This window comes from Streptomyces sp. NBC_01689 (assembly GCF_036250675.1).
Classification (GTDB): Bacteria; Actinomycetota; Actinomycetes; order Streptomycetales; family Streptomycetaceae; genus Streptomyces.
Genome location: NZ_CP109592.1, coordinates 3,383,053 through 3,409,414 on the forward strand (window position 1 = coordinate 3,383,053; position 26,362 = coordinate 3,409,414).

Sequence of the window (26,362 nt, forward strand, 5' to 3'; positions counted from 1 at the left end):
GCGGTCGCGAGGCTCAGAACGGCTCTTCGTGCCGGTGGCCGCGGGTGTGGTCGGCGGTGTGGCTAGAACAGGACGCTCATGAACGCACCGACCTCCCGGAAGCCCACGCGCCGGTAGGTCGCGCGGGCGGCCGTGTTGAAGTCGTTGACGTAGAGGCTGACGAGGGGGGCGACGTCCGCGAGGGCGTAGCGCAGGACGGCGGCCATGCCGGGGGCGGCGAGTCCCTGGCCCCGGTACTCGGGGGCGACCCAGACGCCCTGGATCTGGCAGGCCTGGGGGGTCGCGGCGCCGATCTCGGCCTTGAAGACGACCTTGCCGTTCTGGTCGAGGCGGGCGAAGGAGCGTCCCGTGCCGACGAGTTCGGCCACCCGTGCCTGATAGAGGAGACCGCCGTCGCCGGCGAGCGGGGAGACGCCGACCTCCTCGGTGAACATCGCCACGCACGCCGGCATGATCGTCTCCATCTCGTCCTTGCGGATGCGGCGGAGGTAGGGGTCCGGGGCGATGTCGGCGGGCAGGCGGTCGGTGACCATCAGGGGCTGGTGGGCGCGGACCTCCCGGGCGGGGCCCCAGCTCGGTTCGAGCAGCCGCCACAGCTGGGCGGTGGCCTCGGCGGGGCCGACGATCGAGGAGCAGCGGCGGCCGGCCCGGCGGGCGCGGTCGGCGAAGCCGCGGACGGCGCGGGGGGTGGCGCAGATCGGGACCAGGTTCGCTCCGGCGTAGCAGAGCGACTCCAGCATGCCGTCCTCGTACCAGCCCCACATCTCGCCGCCGAGCCGCCAGGGGTCGAGGCCGGCGATCTGCACCCGGGATGCGACGAAGGCGTTCGCGACCGGCTCGCGGTCGAGCACCGCGAGTGCGGCGTCCAGGTCACTCGGTTCGAGGACCCTGGTGGTGGTCTGGGTCAACACGTACGGAGGCCTCACCCTGGGGTCTACTGATCTCCGCACTGTACCTGGCGGCGTTGTGGGCTGCCGCCGGTTGGCTCTGCCGGTCTGTGGGGTTCGGGTGCGGGTTGGTGGGGGCTGGGCGCGCCGTTCCCCGCGCCCCTCGGGGGGGGCCGGGCTGCGCCGCGGCACCTGCCGGACGACAGCCGTCCGGTGCGGGCTCGTGAGGGCTGAGCGCGCCGTTCCCCGCGCCCCTCGGGGGGGCCGGGCTGCGCCGCGGCACCCGCCGGACGACAGCCGTCCGGTGCGGGTTCATGGGGGCTGGGCGCGCCGTTCCCCGCGCCCCTCAAGGCGGGGCTGCGCCCCGCCCCGAGGGAGAGAGTCGGGCGGAGCCCGGAGGGGGCGGTCAGCCCGCCACGGCCACCGACGGCTCGCCGGAGGCGACGCCGTCGGCCTCCATCTGCTCGGCGAGCTTCATCGCTTCCTCGATGAGGGTCTCGACGATCTTCGACTCGGGCACGGTCTTGATGACCTCGCCCTTGACGAAGATCTGCCCCTTGCCGTTGCCGGAGGCGACGCCGAGGTCGGCCTCGCGGGCCTCGCCCGGGCCGTTCACCACGCAGCCCATGACGGCGACGCGGAGCGGGACCTCCATGCCGGTGAGGCCGGCGGTGACTTCCTCGGCCAGCTTGTAGACGTCGACCTGGGCGCGGCCGCAGGACGGGCAGGAGACGATCTCCAGGCCGCGCTGCTTGAGGTTGAGGGACTCCAGGATCTGGAGGCCGACCTTGATCTCCTCGACGGGCGGGGCCGAGAGGGAGACGCGGATCGTGTCGCCGATGCCCTCGGAGAGCAGCGCGCCGAAGGCGACCGCCGACTTGATGGTGCCCTGGAAGGCCGGGCCCGCCTCCGTCACACCGAGGTGGAGGGGGTAGTCGCAGGCGGCGGCGAGCTGGCGGTAGGCGTTGACCATGACGACCGGGTCGTTGTGCTTGACCGAGATCTTGATGTCGCGGAAGTCGTGCTCCTCGAAGAGGGAGGCTTCCCACAGCGCCGACTCGACGAGCGCCTCCGGCGTCGCCTTGCCGTACTTCTGGAGCAGGCGCCGGTCGAGCGAGCCCGCGTTGACGCCGATCCGGATCGGGGTGCCGGTGTCCTTCGCGGCCCGCGCGATCTCCTTGACCTGGTCGTCGAACTGCTTGATGTTGCCGGGGTTGACGCGGACGGCCGCGCAGCCGGCGTCGATCGCGGCGAAGACGTACTTCGGCTGGAAGTGGATGTCAGCGATCACTGGGATCTGCGACTTCTTGGCGATCGTGGCGAGCGCGTCGGCGTCGTCCTGGGTGGGACAGGCGACCCGCACGATCTGGCAGCCGGACGCGGTCAGCTCGGCGATCTGCTGGAGCGTGGCGCCGATGTCCGAGGTCCGCGTGGTCGTCATCGACTGCACCGAGACGGGTGCGTCTCCGCCCACGGCCACGGTTCCGACCTGGATCTGCCGGCTCTTCCGGCGCTCGGCGAGCTTGGTCGGAACGGACGGCATGCCGAGAGAAATCGCAGTCATCTGCTGTGCAACCCCAAGTTGTGGATCAAGGTCCCGGAATCGTGGGCTCCAGGCTCCGAGATTACGGCACCGGCGCGCGCGAGAGCACATCACGCCCCTAAACCCACCCAACGAATGGTGGCCGGGCACCCAGGGTGCCCGGCCACCGTGAACGGAGCCCTACTAGGAGATTTTCACCGGGTTGACCACGTCCGCGACCAGCACGAGAAGCGTGAAGCAGACGAAGATCCCGGCCACCACGTAGGCCACCGGCATCAGCTTCGCGACGTCGAACGGACCCGGATCGGGCCGCTTGAGCACCCTCGCCGTGCCGCGTCGCAGGGACTCCCACAGTGCGCCCGCGATGTGCCCGCCGTCGAGCGGGAGCAGCGGGAGCATGTTGAACAGGAAGAGGGACAGATTGAAGCCCGCGACCAGCAGCAGCATCATCGCGACCTGCTGGGAGGCCGGGATGTCGAGGGTGAAGACGTCCCCGCCGATCCGGGCCGCGCCGACCACGCCCATCGGGGAGTCGGCCTTGCGCGGGCCGTCGCCGAAGGCCGCGTTCCACAGGTCGGGGATCTTGCCGGGAAGCGAGACCAGCGACTCGACGCCGTTCTGCATCATGTCGCCCATGCGGTCCACGGACTGTCCGAACGACTGCTGGACGATGCCGGAGGCCGGCGTGAAGCCGAGGAAGCCGGCGTACACGTACTTGCCCTCGACGTAGCCGCCGTTGCCGTCGGTCTTGCTGACCTGGTTCTTGATCAGGTGGGCCTTCAGCTCGACCCGCTCGCCCTTGCGGTCGACGACGATCGTGACGTCCTTGCCGGGGTTGGAGCGGATGTCGGACTGCAGGGCGGCCCAGTCGTCGACCGCGCGGCCGTCGAACGCGACGATCTTGTCGCCGCCCCGGAGTCCGGCGGCCTTGGCGGGCGCGGCCTCGTCACCGGACGCGCACTTGGAGCGGTTCTCGCTCTGCTGGATGACACAGTCCGAGACCTTGCCGACCGTGGTGGTCTGGGTCTGGACGCCGAACGTCATCATCACGCCGAGGAAGATCGCGACGGCCAGGACCAGGTTCATGAACGGGCCCGCGAACATCACGATCACGCGCTTCCAGGGCTTGCGCGTATAGAAGAGGCGGGTCTCGTCACCGGGCTTCAGCTCTTCGAAGGCGGCGGACCTGGCGTCCTCGATCATGCCCCGGAAGGGAGAGGTCGAGCGTGCCTCGATCCGGCCGTCGGGACCCGGCGGGAACATCCCGATCATGCGGATGTAGCCACCGAGCGGGACCGCCTTCACCCCGTACTCGGTCTCGCCCTTCTTCCGCGACCAGATGGTCGGACCGAAGCCGACCATGTACTGCGGCACGCGGATGCCGAAGAGCTTGGCCGTCGACAGATGTCCCAGCTCGTGCCAGGCGATCGAGATGAGCAGGCCGACCGCGAAGACGACTATGCCGAGGATCATCATCAGGGTCGTCATGCACGAGCCTCCGCGGTTGTCGTCTGTGCCGTCAGTTCCCGGGCCCGGGCGCGCGCCCAGGTCTCCGCTTCGAGGACGTCCGCCACGGTCAGGGAAGTTCCCGATCGGGGTGTTCCGTGTTCCTCGACCACCTGTGTGACGGTCTCCATGATCCCATTGAACGGCAGGGTGCCGTTCAGGAACGCGTCGACGCACTCCTCGTTCGCGGCATTGAACACCGCCGGAGCCGTGCCCGCGAGCCGGCCCACGTGCCGGGCGAGTCCGACCGAGGGGAACGCCTCGTCGTCGAGCGGGAAGAACTCCCAGCTCGACGCCTTGGTCCAGTCGCAGGCCGGGGCCGCGTCGGGGACGCGCTCCGGCCAGCCGAGACCGATGGCGATCGGCCCCCGCATGTCGGGGGGCGTCGCCTGGGCCAGTGTCGATCCGTCCGTGTACTCGACCATCGAGTGGACATACGACTGCGGGTGCACGACCACCTCAATGCGATCGAAGGGAATGTCGTAGAGGAGGTGCGCCTCGATGACTTCCAGTCCCTTGTTGACCAGGGTCGCGGAGTTGATGGTGATGACCGGCCCCATGGCCCAGGTGGGGTGGGCGAGCGCGTCGGCCGGTGTGACGTTCGCCAGTTCCGCCTTGGTACGGCCCCGGAAGGGTCCCCCGGAGGCGGTCACGACGAGTTTGCGGACGTCGGCGCGGGTGCCGGCCGCCAGCGCCTGGAACAGCGCCGCGTGCTCGGAGTCGACGGGGATGATCTGTCCCGGCTTGGCCAGCGCCTTCACCAGCGGGCCGCCGACGATGAGCGACTCCTTGTTGGCGAGCGCGAGGGTGCGGCCCGCCTCCAGGGCGGCGAGGGTGGGGGCGAGGCCGATGGAGCCGGTGATGCCGTTGAGGACGGTGTGACCGTCGGATCCGGCGAGGTGGGTGGCGGCGTCGGCTCCCGCGAGGATCTCGGGGAGCGGCTCACCGGCGGAGTACTGGGCGGCCAGGGCCTCCCGCAGTGCGGGGACGACGTCCTCGCGCGCGACGGCGACCGTCCGCACCCGCAGCCGGTGGGCCTGCTCGGCGAGCAGTCCGACCCTGCCGCCTGCGGCGGAGAGCCCGGTGACGCGGAAGCGGTCGGGGTTGCGCAGCACGAGATCGATGGCCTGGGTCCCGATCGACCCGGTGGAGCCGAGGATCACGACATCCCTGACTCCGTCCACGGGGTCGAAGACGAGATGCGGATCAGCGAGGGGGGCTGGACTGTCGCTCATCCCCCCATTGTGGCCGCAACGCGGGCCGCGCAGGACAGGGCTCCCTCTTCCGGTCCGGCTCCTGTATCACCCCCGTGCACCGGACGGCACGAAATCACCCTTTGTGAATCTCGCGTGAAGATCACGTGATAACACTTCATCACTGGCCGGTGGACGACCGGCCGGGGAACGACACCCTGGGGGGTTTCTCATGCGGACTCGCGCCGCCCTGCCCGCGCTCGCGGGCGCCGTCGCACTGACGGGCGCTTTCCTTCTCAGCACTCCGGCTCAGGCCGCCGGCGGTGTGACCATCCATCACGTCTGGTTCGACAGCCCGGGCTCCGACAACCGCTCCAACACGAGCCTCAACGGCGAGTGGGTGCAGATCAAGAACACCAGTTCGGCGGCGGTCTCGCTCAAGGGCTGGATCCTGAAGGACGTGTCGAACCACCGGTACACCTTCCCGAACGTCAGAATCGGCGCGGGCCGGACCATGAAGGTGCACACCGGAAGCGGTACGGACACCACGACGGACAAGTTCCAGCACCGCCGCGCCTACGTGTGGAACAACACGAGTGACACGGCCACGCTGACGAAGGCGAGCGGCTCGAAGGTCGACTCGTGCTCGTGGACGACCAGGGATCCCAGCGACAAGTACTGCTGATCCCGGACCGGCCCCCGCCGCGCGGGCCGGACCGGGAGTGCCCGGACCCGGCGGCCGGACGGACCGCGGGGCGTGGCCGACGCGCTCGACGGCGTCGGCCACGCCCCTGCTTGCCGGGACCGCGGTCAGCGGATGGGCCGGCGCACGTTCTCCCGCTGGGCGGGACCGGGCGTCGCGTCGGCGATCCACGGGCCGTCGCCCGACGGGTCGACGACCCCTTCCTCCAGCCAGGTGTACGTGCCCGACATCACGTTCTTCACGACCCTGCGGTCGAGCTCGTCGGTGTTGGTCCACAGCCGCCCGAAGAGTTCGTCGACGCGGATGCGGGACTGCCTGCAGAACGCGTCGGCGAGCTGGTAGGCCTCACGGCCGTGCTCCCCCTCGGTGCGCAGGAGTTCGGCGCGCACACAGGCGGCGCTCATCGCGAAGAGCTCGGCGCCGATGTCCACGATCCGGCCCAGGAAGCCCTGCTTGGTCTCCATCCGTCCCTGCCAGCGGGACATGGCGTAGAAGGTGGAGCGGGCCAGTTTGCGGGCGCTGCGCTCGACGTAGCGCAGGTGCGGCGAGAGGTCGATGCCGTGCTGGAACTCGCCGTACGAGCGGGGCAGCTGGCCGGGGCCCGCGACCAGTTTCGGGAGCCACTTCGCGTAGAAGACACCGGCGTTGGCGCCCGCCTTCGCCTTGTCCGAGAGGGACTTGTCGGGGTCGATGAGGTCGCCGGCCACCGAGAGGTGGGCGTCCACGGCCTCGCGGGCGATCAGCAGGTGCATGATCTCCGTCGAGCCCTCGAAGATGCGGTTGATGCGCAGGTCCCGCAGGATCTGCTCGGCCGGGACCGCCCGTTCGCCGCGGGCCTTGAGGGACGCGGCGGTCTCGAAGCCGCGGCCGCCGCGGATCTGGACCAGTTCGTCCGCCATCAGGCAGGCCATCTCGGAGCCGTACAGCTTGGCGAGGGCGGCCTCGATACGGATGTCGTTGCGGTCCTCGTCGGCCATCTGGGAGGACAGGTCGACGACCGCCTCCAGTGCGAACGTGGTCGCCGCGATGAAGGAGATCTTCGCTCCGACCGCCTCGTGGAAGGCCACCGGCTTGCCCCACTGCTCGCGCGCGGCGGACCACTCGCGGGCGATCTTGAGGCACCACTTGCCCGCCCCGACGCACATGGCGGGGAGCGAGAGCCGGCCGGTGTTGAGGGTGGTCAGCGCGATCTTCAGACCCGCGCCCTCGGGGCCGATCCGGTTCGCGGCGGGGACGCGCACCTGGTGGAAGCGGGTGACACCGTTCTCCAGGCCGCGCAGGCCCATGAACGCGTTGCGGTGCTCGACGGTGATGCCGTCGGAACCGGCCTCCACCACGAACGCCGTGATGCCGCCCTTGTGCCCCTCCGACTTCGGCACCCGCGCCATGACCACCAGCAGATCGGCGACGACACCGTTGGTCGTCCAGAGCTTCACGCCGTCGAGGACGTAGTCGTCGCCGTCCGGCACGGCGGTCGTGGCCAGCCGCGCCGGGTCCGAACCGACGTCCGGCTCGGTGAGCAGGAAGGCGGAGATGTCGGTACGGGCGCAGCGGGGCAGGAAGGTGTCCTTCTGCTCCTTGGTCCCGAAGATCTTCAGCGGCTGGGGGACGCCGATCGACTGGTGCGCGGAGAGCAGTGCGCCGATCGCCGGGCTCGCGGAGCCGACCAGGGCGAGCGCCTTGTTGTAGTACACCTGGGTGAGGCCGAGGCCGCCGTACTTGGTGTCGATCTTCATGCCGAGGGCGCCGAGCTCCTTGAGCCCGTCGACGACCTCGTCGGGGATCCGTGCCTCGCGCTCGATCCGGGCGGAGTCGATCTTCGTCTCGCAGAAGTCGCGCAGCTTGGCGAGGAATTCCTCACCACGCTGGACCGCCTCGTCGGGCGGCAGGGGGTGCGGGTGGATCAGGTCGAGCCGGAAGCGCCCGAGGAACAGTTCCTTGGCGAAGCTGGGCTTGCGCCAGTCCTGCTCCCGCGCCGCCTCGGCGACCTGACGGGCCTCACGTTCGGTGACTGTGGGCCGGTGGGGTGTTGCGGACAAGAAGCTCACCTCGCCGCGAATAGGGATCACTGGGGGTCTTCGTTACTGACCGGTGCTACTCGATCGTTCGTACCCGATTGCGGGCGACCTCACCAGTCCTCTCGCAGCGTTCGGGCCGCCTCCGGACCGTCCGGGGACCGGCCGACGCCGCCGCGCGCGCGGCCTTTCGGCCGGTGGCGCCTGACATGTTCCAGCTTGCGCCCGCGCGGTCGGCGCCGCCGCACCCCGCGTCACACCGGAGGTCCCCGCGAGGGCCGTTCGGGTGCCGCGCGGTGCCGCTCGGGTGCCGTCCGGACGCGGCCCGGGCGCCGTCCGGGATGCCGCCCAGGGGCGCGGCCGGAAGCTGCTCCGTGGGCGGCAGAGGCGCAGGGCGGGACGATCGAAGCGCTTCGACTTACCGGGAAGCCTGTGGACACACTCTCTTCACCGGACTACTGTCGAACAGCCCTCACCCGCCTCGATCCGTGACACGCGCACTGTCGAAGCGCTTCACCCAGCCTGGAGAGCCGGATGGTCACCCTTGCCGAGGTCGCCCGTCACGCCGGAGTCTCGGCGAGCACGGTGAGCTATGTCCTCAGCGGTAAGCGGTCCATCTCCGCCGACACCCGGCAGCGGGTCGAGCGGAGCATCCAGGAGCTCGGCTACCACCCGAACGCGGGCGCCCGCGCCCTGGCGAGCAGCCGGTCCAACATCATCGCTCTGATGGTTCCACTCCGTACCGACATGTACGTACCCGTGATGATGGAGATCGCCATCGCGGTGGCGACCCACGCCCGCACCTTCGGGTACGACGTGCTGCTGCTCACCGGCGAGGAAGGACCCGACGCCGTACGCCGGGTCACCGGCAGCGGGCTGGCCGACGCGATGATCCTGATGGACGTCGAACTCGACGACGAGCGGCTGCCGTTGCTGCGCCGCACGGACCGGCCCTCCGTCCTGATCGGGCTGCCCGCCGACACCTCGGGGCTGACCTGCGTCGATCTCGACTTCGGGGCGACGGGCGCGCTGTGCGCCGAGCATCTGGCGATGCTGGGCCACCGGGACATCGCCGTCATCGGCGAGGCCCCCGCCGTCTACGAACGGCACACCGGTTTCGCCGAGCGCACGCTCGACGGACTCCGGTCCCGGGCCCGGGAGTTGGGCCTGCGGTTGCTGCACCGCCCGTGCGAGGGCGGCTTCGACGCGATGTCCCTGACCCTGGCCCGCGTCTTCGACGAACGCCCCGCCACCACGGGCTTCGTCGTGCAGAACGAGTCCGCGGTCGAGCCGCTGCTCGCCCTGCTGCGCCGGCAGCGCCGGGCCGTCCCCGAGGACGTGTCGGTGATCGCGGTCTGCCCGGACCAGGTCGCCACCCAGGCCTCCGTGCGGCTGACGTCGGTCGCCATCCCCGCGCAGGAGATGGGCCGACGTGCGGTCGAGCAGGTGATCGCCAAACTGGAGGGCCGCGACGACGACGAAGTCGCGCTCATCGCACCGGAGTTGACGATCCGCGCGAGCACGGGACCGGCCCCCGGGGCGGCCTGACGCTCCGTCCGCCCGTCCCCGCCCCTCGGTTCACGGTCCCCGGGCCCCGGTCCGTCGCGCGCCATCTGCCGCTCGTCCGCCGTCGTGCGTTGTTCGTCGTCGTCGGCCGTCGTTCGCCCTCGTTCGGTCCTCGTGGTCCTCGCCGCCCCTTACGCCTTGTGACGCTTCCGTTGCCCGGAACTGTGGCCTCCGCCACAGCGGGGCCGATGCCGTCCTGTTGAGGTCGGCGCATGGCTCTTCTGCTCCTGCTGCTGGTTCCCGGCGGGCTGGTCGCCTGCGTCGCCCTCGCCGGGTACGGCCTGCGCCGGCTCGGGCGCCGGGACGTGGTCCGCGCCGACGGCGGAGGACGGCTGCGCGGGCCGGCGGCGCTGGCCGGTGCCGCCGCGATCGCCGTGTACGTGTGGGGGCTGCTCCATGTCGCCGGTGCGGTTCTGGCGGCCGAGGACGGCGGCACCGACTCAGCGCCGATCCGGCCGTGCCGTACGCCCGGCTGGCAGGAGTGGGCGAGGGACCCCGGCATCACCGGATACACGGTGAGCTATCTGCCCGTGCGGTTCGTCTGCGAGACGGGGGACGGTGGCCGGTACGCCACCGGAGACGTCCCCCGGTACGTCAACCCGGCCTTCTTCTGCCTCGCGGTGACCGCCGTGGCGATCACCGGCGCGGCCGCCCTCGACACGGAACGCCGGACCAGAAGGCGCGCCACCGCGTGACGGACGGACTTCCCGGCGTTCCCGGCGTTCCTGGGTTCTCAGTGTTCCCGGCGTTCTCAGTGTTCGCGCCAACCGAGTTTGATGAGCAGGTTCTTCGCCTCCTCGGCCACCTCCGCCTCGGCGACCACGTCGTAGCGGGCGGCGACGATCTGGCTGCGGGACGCGAAGTCGCGGCGGCCCCCGGTGAACGCGTGGCCGGCGAAGCCGAAGAGCGCGCCGAAGATCGCTCCGTAGAACAGGCCGCTGATCATCAGCACCAGGACGTGATGGTTGCCCGCCGCGAACAGCGACAGGAGCAGGCCGACCAGCAGCCCGAACCAGGCGCCCGAACCCGCGCCGGCCAGGGCGGCCCGCCCACGGGTGAGCCGGCCCAGCACCGTCTCCACCATCCGCAGATCGGAGCCGATGATCGCGGTGTGCTCCACCGGGAACTTGCTGTCGGAGAGGAAGTCGACCGCGCGCTGCGCGCCCTCGTAGGTCGGATACGAGCCGACCACCGGCCGGTCGAGCGGCGCTGTCAGGGGTTGCTGGGTCATCAGAGGGCTCCCTTGCTCACCGTCCCCGTCGAACAGCCTGCGGCGAGGCGGTGTCCCTCGCAAGGCGGAACGCGCCGGCCGGGCGTGCCGGGCCGGCGTGCCCCACGGCGGCCGGGCACGCGACGGTGCCGGACACGGCGGTGCCGACACGACGGTGCCGGACACGACGGCGGCCGGAGTCCCCGCCCAGTGGACTCCGGCCGCCGGTGACCCGTTCGGGCACGCTCAGAGGGCGAGACCCGTCAGCACGAGGACGCGCTCGTAGGTGTAGTCGTCCATCGCGAACTTGACGCCCTCGCGTCCGACGCCGGACTGCTTCACCCCGCCGTAGGGCATCTGGTCGGCGCGGTAGGACGGCACGTCGCCGATGATCACGCCGCCGACCTCCAGCGCCCGGTGCGCGCGGAACGCACTCTGCAGGTCGTGGGTGAACACACCCGCCTGCAGGCCGTACTTGGAGTCGTTGACGGCGGCGAAGGCGGCTGCCTCGCCGTCCACCTTGCGCACCGTGAGGACGGGGCCGAAGACCTCCTCGCAGGAGACGGTGACGTCGTCCGGCACGTCGGCGAGGACCGTCGGGGCGTACGAGGCACCGTCGCGCTTGCCGCCGGTGAGGAGCGAGGCACCCGCCGCGACCGCCTCGTCGACCCAGGTCTCGACGCGCTTGGCCGCGTCCTCGCTGACGAGCGGGCCGACGTCGGTCCTGTCGTCCGACGGGTCACCGGTCACCTGGGCCTCGACCGCGGCGACGATGCGCGGCAGGAGCCGGTCGTAGACGGAGGCGTCCGCGATCACCCGCTGCACGGAGATGCAGGACTGGCCGCCCTGGTAGTTCGAGAAGGTGGCGATCCGGGTCGCGGCCCGGTCCAGGTCCTGGTCGCTCGCCCAGTCGGCGAGCACGACCGCCGCGCCGTTGCCGCCCAGTTCCAGGGTGCAGTGCTTGCGGGGCACCGAGTCCATGATCGCGTAGCCGACCTTCTCGGAGCCGGTGAAGGAGATCACGGGCAGGCGCTCGTCCTGGACGAGGGCGGGCATGCGGTCGTTGGAGACCGGCAGGATCGACCAGGAACCGGCCGGCAGGTCCGTCTCGGCCAGCAGGTCACCGATGATCAGGCCCGACAGCGGCGTCGCGGGAGCGGGCTTGAGGATGATCGGCGCGCCGGCGGCGATGGCCGGGGCGATCTTGTGGGCGCACAGGTTGAGGGGGAAGTTGAACGGCGCGATGCCGAGGACGACGCCCTTGGGGAAGCGGCGGGTCAGGGCGAGACGGCCCTGGCCGCCGAGGTCGGTGTCCAGGCGCTGGGCCTCGCCGCCGTTGAACCTGCGGGCTTCCTCCGCGGCGAACCGGAAGACGGAGACCGCGCGGCCGACCTCGCCGCGGGCCCACTTGACCGGCTTGCCGTTCTCGGCGGAGATCAGCCGCGCGATCTCCTCGGTGCGCTCGACGAGGCGGCGGCTCACGTGGTCGAGGGCGGCGGCGCGGACGTGGGCGGGGGTGGCGGCGAACTCGTCGCGCACGGCGTACGCGGCGGCCACGGCCTCCTCGACCTGGGCCTCGGTCGGGACGCTGACCTGGGCGACGACGTGGCCGTCCCACGGTGAGGTCACGTCGAAAGCGGTCTCGCCGGTGGCCTGGCGGCCGGCGAGCCAGAAGGCGTGGGTGGAAGTCATGTCGGGTTCCGGCCCTTCCGAGGTCGAGGAGTGCGGGGTTGCGTGGTCCACGGTAGGGCCGGGGCGGGGCGGGGGTATTTGTCCGGGGCGTAGCAGTCGCCTCCGTGGGTGCGCCGCCGTGTCCTGGTCCCCGGGGTCGCCCCCGCCGCCCCTACCCGACCCATCCTGTCCCTGGGGCTCCGCCCCAGACCCCGCCAGGGGCGCTGCGCCCCCTGGACCCCCGCCTTCGCCCGAAGGGCTCGTCCTCAAACGCCGGACGGGCTGATGGTGCGCGCCCGCATCTCCAGCCCGTCCGGCGCTTGAGGACGAGGCCGTCCAGGCCGACACGGGGGTCCGGGGGCGGAGCCCCTGGCCAGGGGGCTGAGCCGGAGGCGAGGACCCCTATTCCGTGGCCGTCGCCGTCGTCTTCAGCGCCAGCCAGAGTTCCATCCGGACATCGGGATCGTCGAGCGACCTCCCGAGGATCTCCTCGACCCGCCGCATGCGATAACGCAGCGTATGCCGGTGCACACCGAGATCCGCGGCCGCCGCGTCCCACTGCCCGTGCCGCGACAGCCACGCCCGCAGGGAGGCCACCAGGTCGCCCCGCCCGGTCGCGTCGTGCTCGTACAGCGCCCGCAGCAGCCCGTCGGCGAACGCCCGCACCGCGTCGTCCGCGAGCAGCGGCAGTACCGACCCGGCGGCCAGTTCCTCGTGCTCGACCAGCGAGCGCCCCCGGCGCCGGGCGACGGACAGTGCCTGTTCGGCCTGTTTGTAGGCGGCGGCCGCGGCGATCGGCCCGGCCGGGGCGGACAGGCCGATGACCGGTTCGTCCTCCTCGCCCGGCGACTGCTCCGGGGCCGCCGTCCGCGCGGTGTCCAGCGCGAGGGCGTACTCCCCGCACGCGGCGACCGCCGCGCCTCCGTCGACGGCGAGCACGACCAGTCGCTCGCCGTCGGGCACGACGAGCACGGACTCGCCGGAGCGGGCGGCGGCGGACTCGACGATCTCGGCGAGTCCGCCGAGCGGGTCGCCGTTCGTGTCCGGCACCGCGACCTGGCTCCTGGACTGCTTCGGCGCGGCGACCCGGGCGTGTCCGTCCGCGTGTGCCCGGGCCGCCGAGGCGGACGCCGACTCGGCGAGGATGAGCCGGAACGGCGCGTCGAGCAGGTCCCCGTACAGGTCCCCCGCCACGGTCCGGGCGTGCTCGGGCTGGCCGGCGAGCAGCATGCGCAGCACGGCCGCGCCGATCCGCTGCTCCGCCGCGTGCAGCGGGCGCGACCGTTCGGTGGTGAGGGTGAGCAGGGCGATCGCGGAGTGCACGGCGTACCGCTCGGCGGTGCCGAGGGCGGCGGCCGTGCCGACGGCGAGCGCCGCTCGGGGCCGGCGGCCGGTCCCGAGCGAGTGCAGTTCGACGCGGTCCTCGCCGCCCACCACCGAACTCGCGGGCGCGGGCCGCTCGCGCAGCCGTTCCACGTCCGGGGTGAGCCGCGCGGCCCGGCGTCCGGCCCACTCGGGCGCGGCGGCGACGACGGCACCCGAGGCGTCGTAGAGCGCGGCCCAGCCGTCGACCTGTCCGGCGAGCGCGGCCAGGAGCCCCTGCGGGCCGTCGCTCAGCGCCTGCTTGGTCAGTTCGCGCTGTGCGGCGAAGCCCGCGGTCACGGCCCGGTACTGGTCGGCGGCGATCGCGGCCGAGACGGCCTTGCTGATCGCCAGGAACGGCGTGCGGCGGGGCACCTCCAGCAGCGGCAGCCCCTCCTCCACGGCCGCGTCGACGAGCGCCTCGGGGATCTCCTCGTAGTTGACCCCGACGGCGAAGCCCAGGCCCACCACCCCGGCTCCGGCGAGGCGCTTCACGTAGCGCCGCATGACGTCCGGGTCCTCCGCGTCCAGGGTGAGCGCGGTGATGAGCAGCAGCTCCCCGCCCTCCATGTACGGCACGGGGTCGGCGAGCTCGCTGACATGGGCCCAGCGGACGGGCACGTCCAGCCGGTCCTCGCCCGCCCGCACGGTCAGCTTGAGCGCGGAGTGGTGGACGAGCGAGGCGAGCGTGGGTGGCATGGGACCTTCAGGTCTTCACAGGATCTTCGACGGCCGCGGGCGGTGTGATCTTTTGGATCTTTTGGCCGCAACGTATGAACGACCTCTGTCGATTCTGCCTCACCGTACGGTCGGCCGGTGACCTGACGTCCGGACCTCCCGGTCAGCCGCGGAGATCCACCAGGAGGGGCGGCGCGTGCTCCCCGCGCACGGTGGTGAGCGACAGGACGGCGTGCCCCGGCGGTACCCCGTGCGCCAGCTCGGAGGCGGACCACCGTTCCCGTTCGACCTGCCGGACGGTCACGGCGCGCGCGGTCGGGGCGTGCCCGGTGATCACCCGCCGGAGCATGTGCACCGCCTTCCCGGCCGGGGTCTCCGCGATGATCTGCCGGTCGGTGACGTCCCGCGCCTCGATCCACTCCTTGCCCCACACCTCGGCGAAGTCCTGCCCGTCCCAGGGGGTGAGCCCGGACAGCGCCATCCGGCACCCGATGGAGCCGAGCAGGGGGCCGCGCAGCGGACGCGGTACGTCGTCGAGGGTGCGCAGCGTCAGCACGGCCCCGGCGTTGCCCGACCGCAGCCGCTGGATGCCCCGCACGGCCTCGGGCGTGATCAGGCCCGTCGCGTCGTCCAGGACGAGACAGGCGAAGAGCGAGCGGTCCTCCCGTACGGCGACGCTCGCGGTGAACTGGGCGAGCACGAGCCGGGCGAGGATCCGCGAGGCGTCGGCGTGCCCGCGCGCGGGCAGGTCGATCCGTACCCGCACCGGGTGGTCGAGTGCCCGCAGGGAGAAGGGCCGCGACTGTCCCGAGGTGTCGAAGAACCCGGCGAAGGCGGGCCGGTCGAGGAGCGCGACCCGGTCCGCTAGTACGCCACCGACGTCGCCGGGGTGTCCCATCTGGCGCTCCCGGGCGTCGAGTTCCCGCAGCAGCGACTCCTGTCCGCCGTCCTGGAGCGCCTTGCGCAGCGCGCCGAGCGGTCCGGGCGTCCCGTCGAGGAGCTGTCGCAGCTCGGCCACGGAGGGGAAGCGTCCGTGGACGGCGCGGTAGGGGCCGAGCAGCTGGGCGAGCACGGTGGTCGGGCGGCGGCTGTCGCCCCCGGGGTGCGGGTCGGCGAGGTCACCGACCAGCGCCTCGGCGAGTACCGCGGCGGCTTCGTCGGGGTCGGTGGTCCCGCCGTACAGGTCGAGGTCGTACACGGACTCGGGGTTCCCGATCCGGACGACGACGTCGTACGCGTCGACGGGGCCGAGCCCGGCGCCCGCGGCGCCCACCACCACGACGGCGGCGCGCCCGGCGAGGGCGTGCAGGCAGAGCGACTCGGCGAGCGGCCAGACGACGCTGGCGGTCTTGCCGGACCCGGCCGGGCCCACCGCGAGCAGGGAGGTACCCAGCAGGTCGGGGCCGAGGGCGAGCCCGGTGTCGCGGTAGGCGTAGGGGTTGCGCGGGTCGTCGGCGGTCGCGCCGAGCCGTACCTGTCCGGTCACCAGGTCGTGGCGCGCGAGGCGGCCGGGCAGGTCGCGGTCGCCGGAGGGGTGCAGGCAGGCGGCGGCGCCGTCCGTGAGCACGGCCGCGGTGAACGTGGCGAGGCTGTGGCGTCCGCTGCGCACGCCCTGCCAGGCGCGGGCGATCCGGGCGTGGTCGACGTCGCGCATCAGCCCGCGGCCGGCCTCGGCGGCGAGCCGGTCGGCGGCGTCGGTGGCCCCGGCGGCGCGGAGGTGGTTCCACTGGGCGGGGTCCTCCTCGGGCGTGGGCGGGCGCTCGTGGACGGGCGCGGCCCGCTGCCACGCGGGCAGCCCGTAGCGCCGCCAGACCTCGCCCCAGCGGCCGAGGCGGCCGACGACGATCATGATCGCGAGGGCGATCAGCGTGTAGTAGCCGTACCAGAGGAAGGCGTTGCCGACGCGGTCGTCGCTGTGGCGCCAGGAGTCCGGGGTGAACAGTTCGAGCGGCAGGACCCACCAGCCGCCGAGGTAGCCGTTCCACAGCAGCGACCAGACAAGCCAGCCCACCAGGAAGGCGATCACCGCGCCGCTGAGCAGCTGGCGGGCCGGGATCCGTTCCGGCTCCTGCTCGGGCCGGGGCCGGTAGCCGAACCGCCACACCCCGGGGGCGGCCTCCGGCCGCGGGGCGCGCAGCCAGGCCAGGAAGGCGGAGCCGTCCGGCATCGGCGGTACGCCCGGTGCCCGGGTCGGACGGGGCGGTGTCGCCGCCGCGTCCGCCGGTCCCGCCGGACGCGGCACCGGCCGGGCATGCGTGCCCCGCGCGTCCTGGGTCCCGTCGCTGTCCATCGCCCTGCCCCCTGACCAGCCGCTCCCTGCTTCGTCCGCGAGTCAATCTAGTGCCCCTGCGGGGCGAGTTCACCGTTTACGGGGCTGCCCTCGCCGGTCGATTCCACGGTTCCGGACACGGGGGCCGGCGGCGCGGACCACCGGTCCCCCGGCGCGCGCCCGCGCACGGGGTCTCCCGTCGGCGCGTTCGACCACGGCATGTCCGGCCCGGCGCGTGCGGCCCGGCGCGTCCGGGCACGGTGTCCCCGACCCGACCGCGGTGCCCCTGTCCACGGTGTACAGGTCCTCACCCGGCTGCCCTCCCTCTATGTCCACCGCGGACAAGCGGGCGTTCCGACAACGCCCACATGGAGCATGCCCACCCTCCGGAGCCGGCCCTAGCCTGCGGATAAAGAAGTCAAGCGTCCGAAAACACCTGCCCGGCGCCCCGTCCGCCGGGGACCGTCCGGTTCGCAAGATCCATCAGGGAGCCCCTCATGACCGCACTTCCGCAGGAGCGCCGCGTCGTCACCGCCATCCCCGGCCCGAAGTCGCAGGAGCTGCAGGCCCGCCGTACGGCCGCGGTCGCGGCCGGCGTGGGCTCGGTGCTCCCGGTCTTCACCACGCGCGCCGGCGGCGGCATCATCGAGGACGTCGACGGCAACCGCCTGATCGACTTCGGCTCGGGCATCGCCGTGACCTCGGTCGGCGCGAGCGCCGAGGCCGTCGTACGCCGGGCCTCCGCCCAGCTCCAGGACTTCACCCACACCTGTTTCATGGTCACGCCGTACGAGGGCTACGTCGCCGTCGCCGAGGCGCTGGCCGAGCTGACGCCGGGTGACCACGCCAAGAAGTCCGCGCTGTTCAACTCGGGCGCCGAGGCCGTCGAGAACGCCGTCAAGATCGCCCGCGCGTACACCAAGCGCCAGGCGGTCGTCGTCTTCGACCACGGCTACCACGGCCGGACGAACCTCACGATGGCGCTGACGGCCAAGAACATGCCGTACAAGCACGGCTTCGGCCCGTTCGCGCCCGAGGTCTACCGGGTGCCGGTGGCCTACGGCTACCGCTGGCTGACCGGCCCGGAGAACGCCGGTGCCGAGGCGTCCGCACAGGCCATCGACATGATCAACAAGCAGATCGGGGCCGACAACGTGGCCGCGATCATCATCGAGCCGGTGCTCGGCGAGGGCGGCTTCATCGAGCCCGCCAAGGGCTTCCTGCCCGCGATCAGCCAGTACGCCAAGGACAACGGGATCGTGTTCGTCGCCGACGAGATCCAGTCCGGGTTCTGCCGCACGGGTCAGTGGTTCGCGTGCGAGGACGAGGGGATCGTCCCGGACCTGATCACCACCGCCAAGGGCATCGCCGGCGGTCTGCCGCTGGCCGCCGTGACGGGCCGCGCGGAGATCATGGACGCCGCGCACTCCGGCGGCCTCGGCGGCACCTACGGCGGCAACCCGGTGGCCTGCGCGGGCGCGCTCGGCGCGATCGAGACCATGAAGGAGCTCGACCTCAACGCCAAGGCGAAGAACATCGAGTCGGTCATGAAGACCCGGCTGTCCGCCATGGCCGAGAAGTTCGACGTCATCGGCGACGTCCGGGGCCGTGGCGCCATGATCGCCATCGAGCTGGTGAAGGACCGCGCGACCAAGGAGCCGAACCCGGAGGCGACCGCCGCGCTCGCCAGGGCCTGCCACCAGGAGGGCCTGCTGGTCCTGACCTGTGGCACCTACGGCAACGTCCTCCGCTTCCTGCCTCCGCTGGTCATCGGCGAGGACCTCCTCAACGAGGGCCTCGACATCATCGAGCAGGCCTTCTCCCGCATCTGACGTCCTCACCGCACCCGCACCGGAACCCGGCCGGCCCGCCCTCGGCGGATTCCGCTTCGTCCCGCTGCGGGTACGGCCGGGCGCAGAGCGTGTGAAGAAGGTGTGCGAGGTGGATGACAGGAGGCGTTTGCGACTGTCGGTGCCGCATCCCCTGCCGTAGGTTCTACCCAGATGAGAGAAACACCCCGCCCACAGGGGACTGTGGGCGACACAGGGTCGGGGCCTCCCCAGCTTCACCCTGGTCGTGCCCTCGCGCACACACCCGGAGCTTCCAGCTCCGGATCTCCTCACCGATCGGACAGTCGCCCGCCCCAAACCCCCCGGGGCGCGCGACGATCCGGTCTGGACGGCCGCCTCGGAACTCCCCCCCCTGTTCCGGGGCGGCCGACCTTCCTCCCGGCCCTTTCCGGCCGGCTCGCCCTTCTCGCCCTCCCGGTCGCCCTCTTCGCGCTGATCACCTGGCAGGTCGCGGCCCACGGCCCCCTCGCCCGCGCGGACGAACGGCTCAGCCGCTCCCTGGTCCACCCCGGCCGGGTCTCCGAGCTCCTCGCCGATCTGGGCGGCGTCCCCGTCGCGGTCCCCGTACTGGCCGTGGTCATCGGGTACGCGGCCCTGTCCGCGCGTGCGGCCGAACGGGAGCGCTGGTGGCTGCCGCCGGCCGTGGCGGCGGCGCTGATGGCGGTCGTACCGGCGGTGATCGTGCCGCTGAAGGAACTCGTCGCCCGCCCGGGCCCACCGGTGATGGGCCCGGGCACGGGCTTCTACCCCTCGGGTCACACCGCGACGGCGGTCGTCGCCTACGGTTCCGCGACGCTGCTCCTCCTCCCCCGGCTCCGCGGCACCCTCGCCCGCCGTGCGCTGCTGGGACTCTGCGTCGCCGTGAACCTGGCGGTCGCCTTCGGGCTGGTCCGGCGCGGATACCACTGGCCGCTGGACGTCCTGGCGAGCTGGTGCCTGGGCGCGGCACTGCTCACGGTGTCGGTCCTGTTCGTCGACCGGAGCGTCAGCCGAAGTAGCCGTCGAAGTTCCGCTGGAACTCCCAGCCCGCGAACCGGTCCCAGTTGACCGACCACGTCATCAGGCCGCGCAGTCCTGGCCAGGTGCCGTGGGTCGCGTAGGAGCCGCAGTTCGTCCGCTTCGTCAGGCAGTCCAGCGCCTTGTCCGCCTCCGCCGGTGACACGTAGCCGTTGCCCGCGTTCACCGAGGCCGGCATGCCGATGGCGACCTGGTCCGGGCGCAGCGGCGGGAAGACGTTGCCGGCGTCCCCCGCGACCGGGAAGCCGGTGAGCAGCATGTCGGTCATGGCGATGTGGAAGTCGGCGCCGCCCATGGAGTGGTACTGGTTGTCGAGGCCCATGATCGGGCCGGAGTTGTAGTCCTGGACGTGCAGGAGCGTGAGGTCGTCGCGCAGGGCGTAGATCACCGGGAGGTACGCGCCGGCGCGCGGGTCCTGGCCGCCCCACTTGCCCGTGCCGTAGTACTGGTAGCCGAGCTGGACGAAGAAGGTCTCCGGGGCCATGGTGAGGACGAACCGGGAGCCGTACTTCGCCTTCAGGGTCTTCAGGGCGGAGATCAGGTTCACGATCACCGGCGTCGTCGGGCTCTTGAAGTTCGTGTCGCCGGCGTCCAGCGAGAGCGAGTGGCCCTCGAAGTCGATGTCGAGTCCGTCGAGACCGTAGGTGTCGATGATCTTCGACACCGAGGCGACGAAGGTGTCCCGGGCGGCCGCGGTGGTCAGCTGGACCTGGCCGTTCTGGCCGCCGATCGATATCAGCACCTTCTTGCCGGCGGCCTGCTTCGCCTTGATGGCCGCCTTGAAGTCGGCGTCGCTCTCGACGGTGGGGCATTCGGTGACCGGGCAGCGGGTGAAGCGGATGTCGCCGGACGTGGTGGAGGTCGGTTCGCCGAACGCCAGGTCGATGACGTCCCAGCTGTCGGGGACGTCGGCCATCCGGGTGTACCCGGAGCCGTTGGCGAAGCTCGCGTGGAGGTAGCCCACGAGGGCGTGCGCGGGAAGACCGGTCGAGGGGCCGGAGCCCGCGGAGGTCGTCGCCGTCACCGTGGCCGACTTCGCGGACTCGCCCGCGTCGTTGGTCGCGGTGACCTGGAAGGCGTACGCCGTCGAGGGCGTGAGGCCGCCCACGGTGGCCGATGTCCCGCCGGCCGTCTGGACCTTGGTCCCGTCCCGGTACACGGCGTAGCCCGTCGCGCCGGACACCGGGGACCAGGACAGACCGACCGTCGAGGAGGAGACGGTGCCGGCCGTCAGACCGGTGGGCGCGGCCGGCGGCTGTCCCGCGTCGACGCCGGGACCGACGAGGGACAGGTCGTCGGCGTAGTAGGCGCCGGTGCCGTACCAGCCGTGGGTGTAGACCGTGACCCGGGTGGTCGACGGGCCGGTGCGGAAGGTGGTGGACAGGCGCTGCCAGTCGGGCGCGGACTGGGTCCAGGTGGAGACGTCGGTGGTGCCGGTGCCGCTCGCTCCGAGGTAGACGTAGCTGCCCCGGACGTATCCGGCGAGGGTGTACGCGGAGTCGGGTCTCACGGTCAGCGTCTGCGAGCACTGCGCGTAGTCGCTGCCGGCCGGGGTCGCCCGCAGCGCAGAACCGCCGGTTCTCACGGGTGATGTCACGACGGCGCCCGACGTACAGGTCCAGCCGTCGAGGCCGGTCTCGAAGCCGCCGTTCCTGACCAGGTCCGCGTCGGCGGCGCCGGCGGCCGGCGCGAGTGCGGCGAGGCCGGACAGGGCCAGCACGACGGTTGTGCAGACGGCGAGCAGCCTGCGCCGGAGCGGGAGCGGTCCGCCGGGGCCTCGGTGTGCGGTGCGTTCCACAACTGCCTCCAGGGATGGGGGAATTCAGGAGGGTGGAGCGCGCCCAACCTGGTCCAGACCAATCCTGTTGTCAAGACCTCTGCCGATCGGCGTTCCGGTGGGCGGCCGGGTCCGTCCCCGTCCCGGCTATCGGTCCTCACCCCTGGCGAGTCCCGCCGCCGCCTCGTGCATGGCCAGCTCCAGCAACGCCGGATCGGTGAGCGTCCCGGTGCCGTCCGGCGGGACCAGCCAGCGGACCCCGCCGGTCAGCCGTCCCGGGTACGGGACGACGATCCAGGTGCCGCGTCCGGCCGTACGCACCCCCGTCCCCAGCCAGCGCGCCGCGGTGCCCGGGGGCACGAAGAAGCCCATCCGGGAGTCGCCGAAGTCGACGAGCACCGGACCCGGCTGGTCGATCACCCGGGTGAGCACGTCGAGCGTGGGATAGCCGAGCCGGCCCGGCAGGATCAGCACGTCCCAGAGCCGCCCGGCCGGCAGCAGCGCGACCCCCGCCGGATTGCGCTCCCATTCCCAGCGGCAGCCCTCCGGGTCCGGCGCCACGGATGCCAGCCACTCGACCGCCGTCTTGGCCCCTGTCATGGCGGTACCTCCCTCTCTCCTCGCGTCGACGCTGTTCGCGTCAGGGGGGAGAGGGAGGTTCGGGCCGGGCATTACGCGGGTTCGGCCACTCCGTGGGGGTGAACCGGATCACAGTGGGTGAGCTGGGCGCACGCCTGTGGATCAACGGTGCGCCGAAGCGCCCCGCCGCTCACCGGCCCGGCCTCAGCTGTCGAAGCCCAGACCCAGCCGGTCCATGGTCCGCAGCCACAGGTTGCGCCGCCCGCCGTGCGCGTCCGCCCGCGCCAGCGACCACTTGGTGAGCGCGATGCCGGTCCAGGCGAACGGCTCGGGCGGGAACGGCAGCGGCTTCCTGCGGACCATCTCCAGCTCGGTGCGTTCCGTGCGCTCCCCCGCCAGCAGGTCGAGCATCACCTCGGCGCCGAACCGGGTCGCGCCCACCCCGAGCCCCGTGTACCCGGCCGCGTAGGCGACCCGGCCGCGGTGCGCGGTGCCGAAGAAGGCCGAGAAGCGCGAGCAGGTGTCGATCGCGCCGCCCCAGGCGTGGGTGAAGCGGACGCCCTCCAACTGCGGGAAGCAGGTGAAGAAATGCCCGGCGAGCTTCGCGTAGGTCTCCGGGCGGTCGTCGTACTCGGCGCGCACCCGGCCGCCGTACGGATAGATCGCGTCGTAGCCGCCCCACAGGATCCGGTTGTCGGACGAGAGCCGGAAGTAGTGGAACTGGTTGGCCGAGTCCCCCAGCCCCTGGCGGTTCTTCCAGCCGACGGAGGCCAGTTGGGCGTCGGTCAGCGGCTCGGTCATCAGCGCGTAGTCGTAGACCGGGACGGTGTACGACCGCACCCGCCTGACCAGGTTCGGGAAGATGTTGGTGGCGAGGGCCACCCGGCGGGCGCGGACCGAACCGTAGGGGGTGCGTACGGCCATGCCGGCGCCGTGCGCCGTCAGACCGAGCGCGGGGGTGTGCTCGTACACCCGCACCCCGAGCCGCAGACAGGCGCGCTTCAGGCCCCAGGCGAGCTTCGCGGGGTGCAGCATGGCGACGCCGCGGCGGTCGTACAGACCCGCGAGGAAGGTCGGCGAGTCCACCTGTTCCCGGACCGCGGTGGCGTCCAGGAACTCCACGCCGTCGGTGAGTCCCCGGCCGTGCAGTTCCTCGTACCAGGCGCGGAGTTCCTCGGCCTGGTGCGGCTCGGTGGCGACGTCGATCTCGCCGGTGCGCTCGAAGTCGCAGTCGAGGCCGTAGCGGGTGACGGCCTCCTCGATGGCGTCGAGATTGCGGGCGCCCAGTTCCTCCAGTTTCCCGATCTCGTCCGGCCAGCGGGTGAGTCCGTTGGCCAGGCCGTGGGTCAGCGACGCGGCGCAGAATCCGCCGTTGCGGCCGGAGGCGGCCCAGCCCACCTCGCGGCCCTCCAGGAGCACCACCTCGCGCCCCGGGTCGCGTTCCTTGGCAAGCAGCGCGGTCCACAGCCCGCTGTAGCCGCCGCCGACGACGAGCAGGTCGCAGGTCTCGGCACCGGTGAGGGCGGCCTCGGGACGGGGCCTGCCGGGGTCGTCGAGCCAGTACGGGACCGGCTGCGCCTCGGAAAGGGATGTGGTCCAGCGGGTCATGGCGCTCGGGGCCATGATTTCAACTCCCTACGGATTGCTTGCGCTTATGCCTTCTGCCTGTTGCGGCGATTGCCTATGACCATTCCGACCAGGACGAACAGTACGGCGACGATGAACATGGCCGTACCGATGACGTTGATCTGAACGGGTGTTCCGCGCTGGGCCGAACCCCAGACGAACATGGGGAAGGTGACGGTCGAGCCCGCGTTGAAATTGGTGATGATGAAGTCGTCGAAGGAGAGCGCGAAGGCGAGCAGCGCGCCCGCGGCGATGCCGGGGGCGGCGATCGGCAGGGTGACCCGCAGGAAGGTCTGCGCCGGCCCCGCGTACAGGTCCTGGGCGGCCTGCTCCAGGCGCGGGTCCATCGACATCACGCGCGCCTTGACGGCCGTCACGACGAAGCTGAGGCAGAACATGATGTGGGCGATCAGGATCGTCCAGAAGCCCAGCTGGGCGCCCAGGTTGAGGAAGAGCGTCAGCAGCGAGGCGGCCATCACGACCTCGGGCATCGCCATCGGCAGGAAGATCAGCGAGTTCACCGCGCCGCGCGCCCGGAACCGGTAGCGGACCAGCGCGAAGGCGATCATCGTGCCGAGGACGGTGGCCCCGAGGGTCGCCCAGACGGCGATCTGGAGGCTGAGGGAGAGCGAGCCGCACATGTCGGCGACCCCGCACGGATCGCGCCAGGCGTCCGTGGAGAACTGCTGCCACTCGTAATTGAAGCGCCCCTTCGGTTTGTTGAAGGAGAACACCGTGACGACGACGTTCGGCAGCAGCAGATATCCGAGGGTGACCAGTCCCGCGATGACGACGAGATTCCTCTTGAACCAGCGTACGAAAGCCATTTAGACCAGATCCTCCGTCCCGGACCTGCGGATGTAGAGCGTGACCATGATGAGGATCGCGGCCATGAGGATGAAGGAGAGCGCGGCCGCCGTCGGGTAGTCGAGGATCCGCAGGAACTGCGTCTGGATGACGTTGCCGACCATGCGGGTGTCCGTGGAGCCGAGCAGGTCCGCGTTGACGTAGTCGCCGCTCGCCGGGATGAAGGTGAGCAGGGTGCCGGAGACGACGCCGGGCATCGACAGCGGGAAGGTGACCTTGCGGAAGGTGGTGAAGGGCTTCGCGTACAGGTCGCCCGCCGCCTCGTGCAGCCGTCCGTCGATGCGCTCCAGCGAGGTGTAGAGCGGCAGGATCATGAACGGCAGGAAGTTGTACGTCAGGCCGCAGACCACCGCGAGCGGGGTGGCCAGCACCCGGTCGCCCGCGGTGAACCCCAGCCAGTTGGTGACGTCCAGGACGTGCAGGGTGTTGAGGGCGCCGACGACCGGCCCGCCGTCCGCGAGGATGGTCTTCCAGGCCAGCGTGCGGATCAGGAAGCTGGTGAAGAACGGCGCGATGACCAGCACCAGCACCACGTTGCGCCACCGGCCGGCCCGGAAGGCGATCAGATACGCCAGCGGGTAGCCGAGCAGCAGGCACAGGACGGTGGCGGCGCCGGCGTAGGCCACCGAGCGCAGGAACTGCGGCCAGTAGTCGGACAGCGCGTTCCAGTACGTCTGGAAGTGCCAGGTGACCTTGAAGCCCTCCTCCAGGGAGCCCGTCTGCACGGAGGTGGAGGCCTGGTAGACCATCGGCAGCGCGAAGAAGACCAGCAGCCACAGGATGCCGGGCAGGAGCAGCCAGTACGGGACGAGACGGCCGCGCCTGCGGGGCGGCTTGCTGTCCGGTTCGGGCGCGCGGGGCGGCGCCTCGGTGACGGTGGCCATCAGGCGGCCTCCTCCTCGGCGCTCTCCACACCCGCGTCGATGTCCTGCGCCGCGTCCAGCCCGAACGTGTGGGCCGGGCTCCAGTGCAGGACGACGTCGGCGCCCGGGACGAGCCGGGGATCGCGTTCGATGTTCTGGGCGTAGACCTCGAACTCGGGACAGACCGCGCTGTCGATGACGTACTGCGTGGAGACGCCGATGAAACTGGAGTCGGCGATCTTGCCGGTGATGCGGTTGCGGCCGGCTGGGATCTCCCCGGCGTCGTCGGCGTGGGTGAGCGAGATCTTCTCGGGACGGACACCGAGGAGGACCTTGCCGCCGGTCACCGTCGGCGCCGCGCAGCGGGCCTCGGGCAGCACCAGCTTGCCGCCGCCCGCCCTCAGCACGATCTCGCCGCCGCCCAGGGAGTCGACCTCGGCCTCGATGAGGTTCGAGGTGCCGAGGAAGTTCGCGACGAAGGTGGTGCTCGGGTTCTCGTAGAGGTCGGCGGGGGAACCGAGCTGCTCGACACGGCCCGCGTTCATCACGGCGACCGTGTCGGCCATGGTCATGGCCTCCTCCTGGTCGTGCGTGACATGGACGAACGTGATGCCGACCTCGGTCTGGATGCGCTTGAGCTCCAGCTGCATCTGGCGGCGCAGCTTGAGGTCGAGGGCGCCGAGGGGCTCGTCGAGGAGCAGCACCCTGGGGTGGTTGATCAGCGCGCGGGCCACCGCGACGCGCTGCTGCTGGCCGCCGGAGAGCTGGTGCGGCTTCTTGCGTGCCTGCTCACCGAGCTGGACGAGGTCGAGCATGTCCCCGACCTGCTTCTTCACCGACTTGATGCCGCGCCGGCGCAGGCCGAAGGCGACGTTCTCGAAGATGTCGAGGTGCGGGAAGAGGGCGTAGGACTGGAAGACGGTGTTCACCGGCCGCTTGTACGGCGGCAGACGGGTGACCTCCTGGTCGCCGAGGAACACGGTGCCGGAGGAGGGTTCCTCCAGGCCCGCGATCATGCGCAGGGTGGTGGTCTTGCCGCAGCCGGAGGCGCCGAGCAGGGCGAAGAAGGAGCCCTGGGGCACGGTCAGGTCGAGCGGCTGCACGGCGGTGAAGCCGTTGTCGTAGGTCTTGCTGATACCGGAGAGGCGGACGTCGCCGCCGGTGTCCGTGGTGTTCATCG

20 protein-coding genes are annotated in these 26,362 nt (G+C 71.6%); 5 read left to right on the forward strand and 15 right to left on the reverse strand.

The window, feature by feature from the left end; translation table 11 throughout:
- Positions 1-62: 62 nt before the first annotated feature.
- The 4 genes from OG776_RS14150 to dxr all read right to left on the reverse strand — a co-directional run bounded on the left by OG776_RS14150 (position 63) and on the right by dxr (position 5,171).
- On the reverse strand, positions 63-911 hold the full coding sequence (locus tag OG776_RS14150) for a GNAT family N-acetyltransferase (RefSeq protein ID WP_148010753.1): 849 nt from the start codon (positions 909-911) through the stop codon (positions 63-65).
- Between the two features lie 382 nt (positions 912-1,293).
- Entirely contained in the window at positions 1,294-2,451 is a 1,158-nt protein-coding gene (gene ispG / locus OG776_RS14155) for a flavodoxin-dependent (E)-4-hydroxy-3-methylbut-2-enyl-diphosphate synthase (protein WP_148010752.1), read from the reverse strand.
- 162 nt (positions 2,452-2,613) lie between these two features.
- Entirely contained in the window at positions 2,614-3,918 is a 1,305-nt protein-coding gene (locus OG776_RS14160) for a M50 family metallopeptidase (protein WP_148010751.1), read from the reverse strand.
- Positions 3,915-5,171 carry a 1-deoxy-D-xylulose-5-phosphate reductoisomerase gene (gene dxr / locus OG776_RS14165; RefSeq protein WP_329320944.1) on the reverse strand — a complete coding sequence of 419 codons (1,257 nt, stop codon included), beginning with the start codon at positions 5,169-5,171 and terminating at the stop codon, positions 3,915-3,917. Before dxr ends, OG776_RS14160 begins: the two co-directional genes overlap by 4 nt.
- Positions 5,172-5,361: 190 nt before the next feature.
- On the opposite strand from dxr, the gene OG776_RS14170 reads away from it, so the two are divergent.
- The gene (locus OG776_RS14170) at positions 5,362-5,814 is read left to right on the forward strand and encodes a lamin tail domain-containing protein (RefSeq protein WP_148010749.1); all 453 of its coding nucleotides are present in this window, start codon (positions 5,362-5,364) and stop codon (positions 5,812-5,814) included.
- Between the two features lie 125 nt (positions 5,815-5,939).
- Here the strand turns inward: OG776_RS14170 and OG776_RS14175 are convergent, their stop codons facing one another.
- Positions 5,940-7,880, reverse strand: a complete 1,941-nt coding sequence (locus OG776_RS14175; protein WP_382658742.1) for an acyl-CoA dehydrogenase family protein — start codon at positions 7,878-7,880, stop codon at positions 5,940-5,942.
- A 501-nt stretch (positions 7,881-8,381) separates the two neighbouring features.
- Between OG776_RS14175 and OG776_RS14180 the strand changes: the two genes are divergently transcribed.
- A complete protein-coding gene (locus tag OG776_RS14180; RefSeq protein WP_329320947.1) occupies positions 8,382-9,395 on the forward strand; it encodes a LacI family DNA-binding transcriptional regulator in 1,014 nt (337 codons plus the stop codon).
- A gap of 230 nt (positions 9,396-9,625) precedes the next feature.
- The gene (locus tag OG776_RS14185; RefSeq protein WP_148010729.1) at positions 9,626-10,108 is read left to right on the forward strand and encodes a hypothetical protein; all 483 of its coding nucleotides are present in this window, start codon (positions 9,626-9,628) and stop codon (positions 10,106-10,108) included.
- Positions 10,109-10,164: 56 nt separating this feature from the next.
- On the opposite strand, the gene OG776_RS14190 is transcribed toward OG776_RS14185, so the two are convergent.
- The 4 genes from OG776_RS14190 to OG776_RS14205 form a co-directional block, all read right to left on the reverse strand.
- Entirely contained in the window at positions 10,165-10,644 is a 480-nt protein-coding gene (locus OG776_RS14190; protein ID WP_148010728.1) for a general stress protein, read from the reverse strand.
- A gap of 225 nt (positions 10,645-10,869) precedes the next feature.
- The gene (locus OG776_RS14195; RefSeq protein WP_329320951.1) at positions 10,870-12,315 is read right to left on the reverse strand and encodes an aldehyde dehydrogenase family protein; all 1,446 of its coding nucleotides are present in this window, start codon (positions 12,313-12,315) and stop codon (positions 10,870-10,872) included.
- Positions 12,316-12,696: 381 nt separating this feature from the next.
- Positions 12,697-14,355 carry a PucR family transcriptional regulator gene (locus tag OG776_RS14200; protein WP_148010726.1) on the reverse strand — a complete coding sequence of 553 codons (1,659 nt, stop codon included), beginning with the start codon at positions 14,353-14,355 and terminating at the stop codon, positions 12,697-12,699.
- Positions 14,356-14,497: 142 nt separating this feature from the next.
- Complete coding sequence (locus tag OG776_RS14205) at positions 14,498-16,624, reverse strand: ATP-binding protein (RefSeq protein WP_148010725.1); 2,127 nt, start codon at positions 16,622-16,624, stop codon at positions 14,498-14,500.
- A 476-nt stretch (positions 16,625-17,100) separates the two neighbouring features.
- On the opposite strand from OG776_RS14205, the gene gabT reads away from it, so the two are divergent.
- Positions 17,101-18,435: a 4-aminobutyrate--2-oxoglutarate transaminase gene (gabT, locus tag OG776_RS14210; protein WP_148010724.1), complete on the forward strand. Its 1,335-nt coding sequence runs from the start codon at positions 17,101-17,103 to the stop codon at positions 18,433-18,435.
- A 201-nt stretch (positions 18,436-18,636) separates the two neighbouring features.
- Positions 18,637-19,500, forward strand: coding sequence for a phosphatase PAP2 family protein (locus tag OG776_RS14215; RefSeq protein WP_261994655.1), 864 nt, complete (start codon positions 18,637-18,639; stop codon positions 19,498-19,500).
- On the opposite strand, the gene OG776_RS14220 is transcribed toward OG776_RS14215, so the two are convergent.
- The 6 genes from OG776_RS14220 to OG776_RS14245 all read right to left on the reverse strand — a co-directional run bounded on the left by OG776_RS14220 (position 19,439) and on the right by OG776_RS14245 (position 26,360).
- A complete protein-coding gene (locus tag OG776_RS14220; protein WP_148010722.1) occupies positions 19,439-21,268 on the reverse strand; it encodes a chitinase in 1,830 nt (609 codons plus the stop codon). The genes OG776_RS14215 and OG776_RS14220 overlap by 62 nt on opposite strands.
- Positions 21,269-21,394: 126 nt before the next feature.
- Entirely contained in the window at positions 21,395-21,847 is a 453-nt protein-coding gene (locus tag OG776_RS14225; protein WP_148010721.1) for a hypothetical protein, read from the reverse strand.
- Between the two features lie 183 nt (positions 21,848-22,030).
- The gene (locus OG776_RS14230) at positions 22,031-23,449 is read right to left on the reverse strand and encodes an NAD(P)/FAD-dependent oxidoreductase (protein WP_148010720.1); all 1,419 of its coding nucleotides are present in this window, start codon (positions 23,447-23,449) and stop codon (positions 22,031-22,033) included.
- 29 nt (positions 23,450-23,478) lie between these two features.
- A complete protein-coding gene (locus OG776_RS14235; RefSeq protein ID WP_148010719.1) occupies positions 23,479-24,279 on the reverse strand; it encodes an ABC transporter permease in 801 nt (266 codons plus the stop codon).
- Complete coding sequence (locus OG776_RS14240; protein ID WP_148010718.1) at positions 24,280-25,203, reverse strand: ABC transporter permease; 924 nt, start codon at positions 25,201-25,203, stop codon at positions 24,280-24,282.
- Positions 25,203-26,360: an ABC transporter ATP-binding protein gene (locus OG776_RS14245; RefSeq protein ID WP_329320957.1), complete on the reverse strand. Its 1,158-nt coding sequence runs from the start codon at positions 26,358-26,360 to the stop codon at positions 25,203-25,205. The genes OG776_RS14240 and OG776_RS14245 overlap by 1 nt, the downstream gene beginning before the upstream one ends.
- Positions 26,361-26,362: the final 2 nt, after the last annotated feature.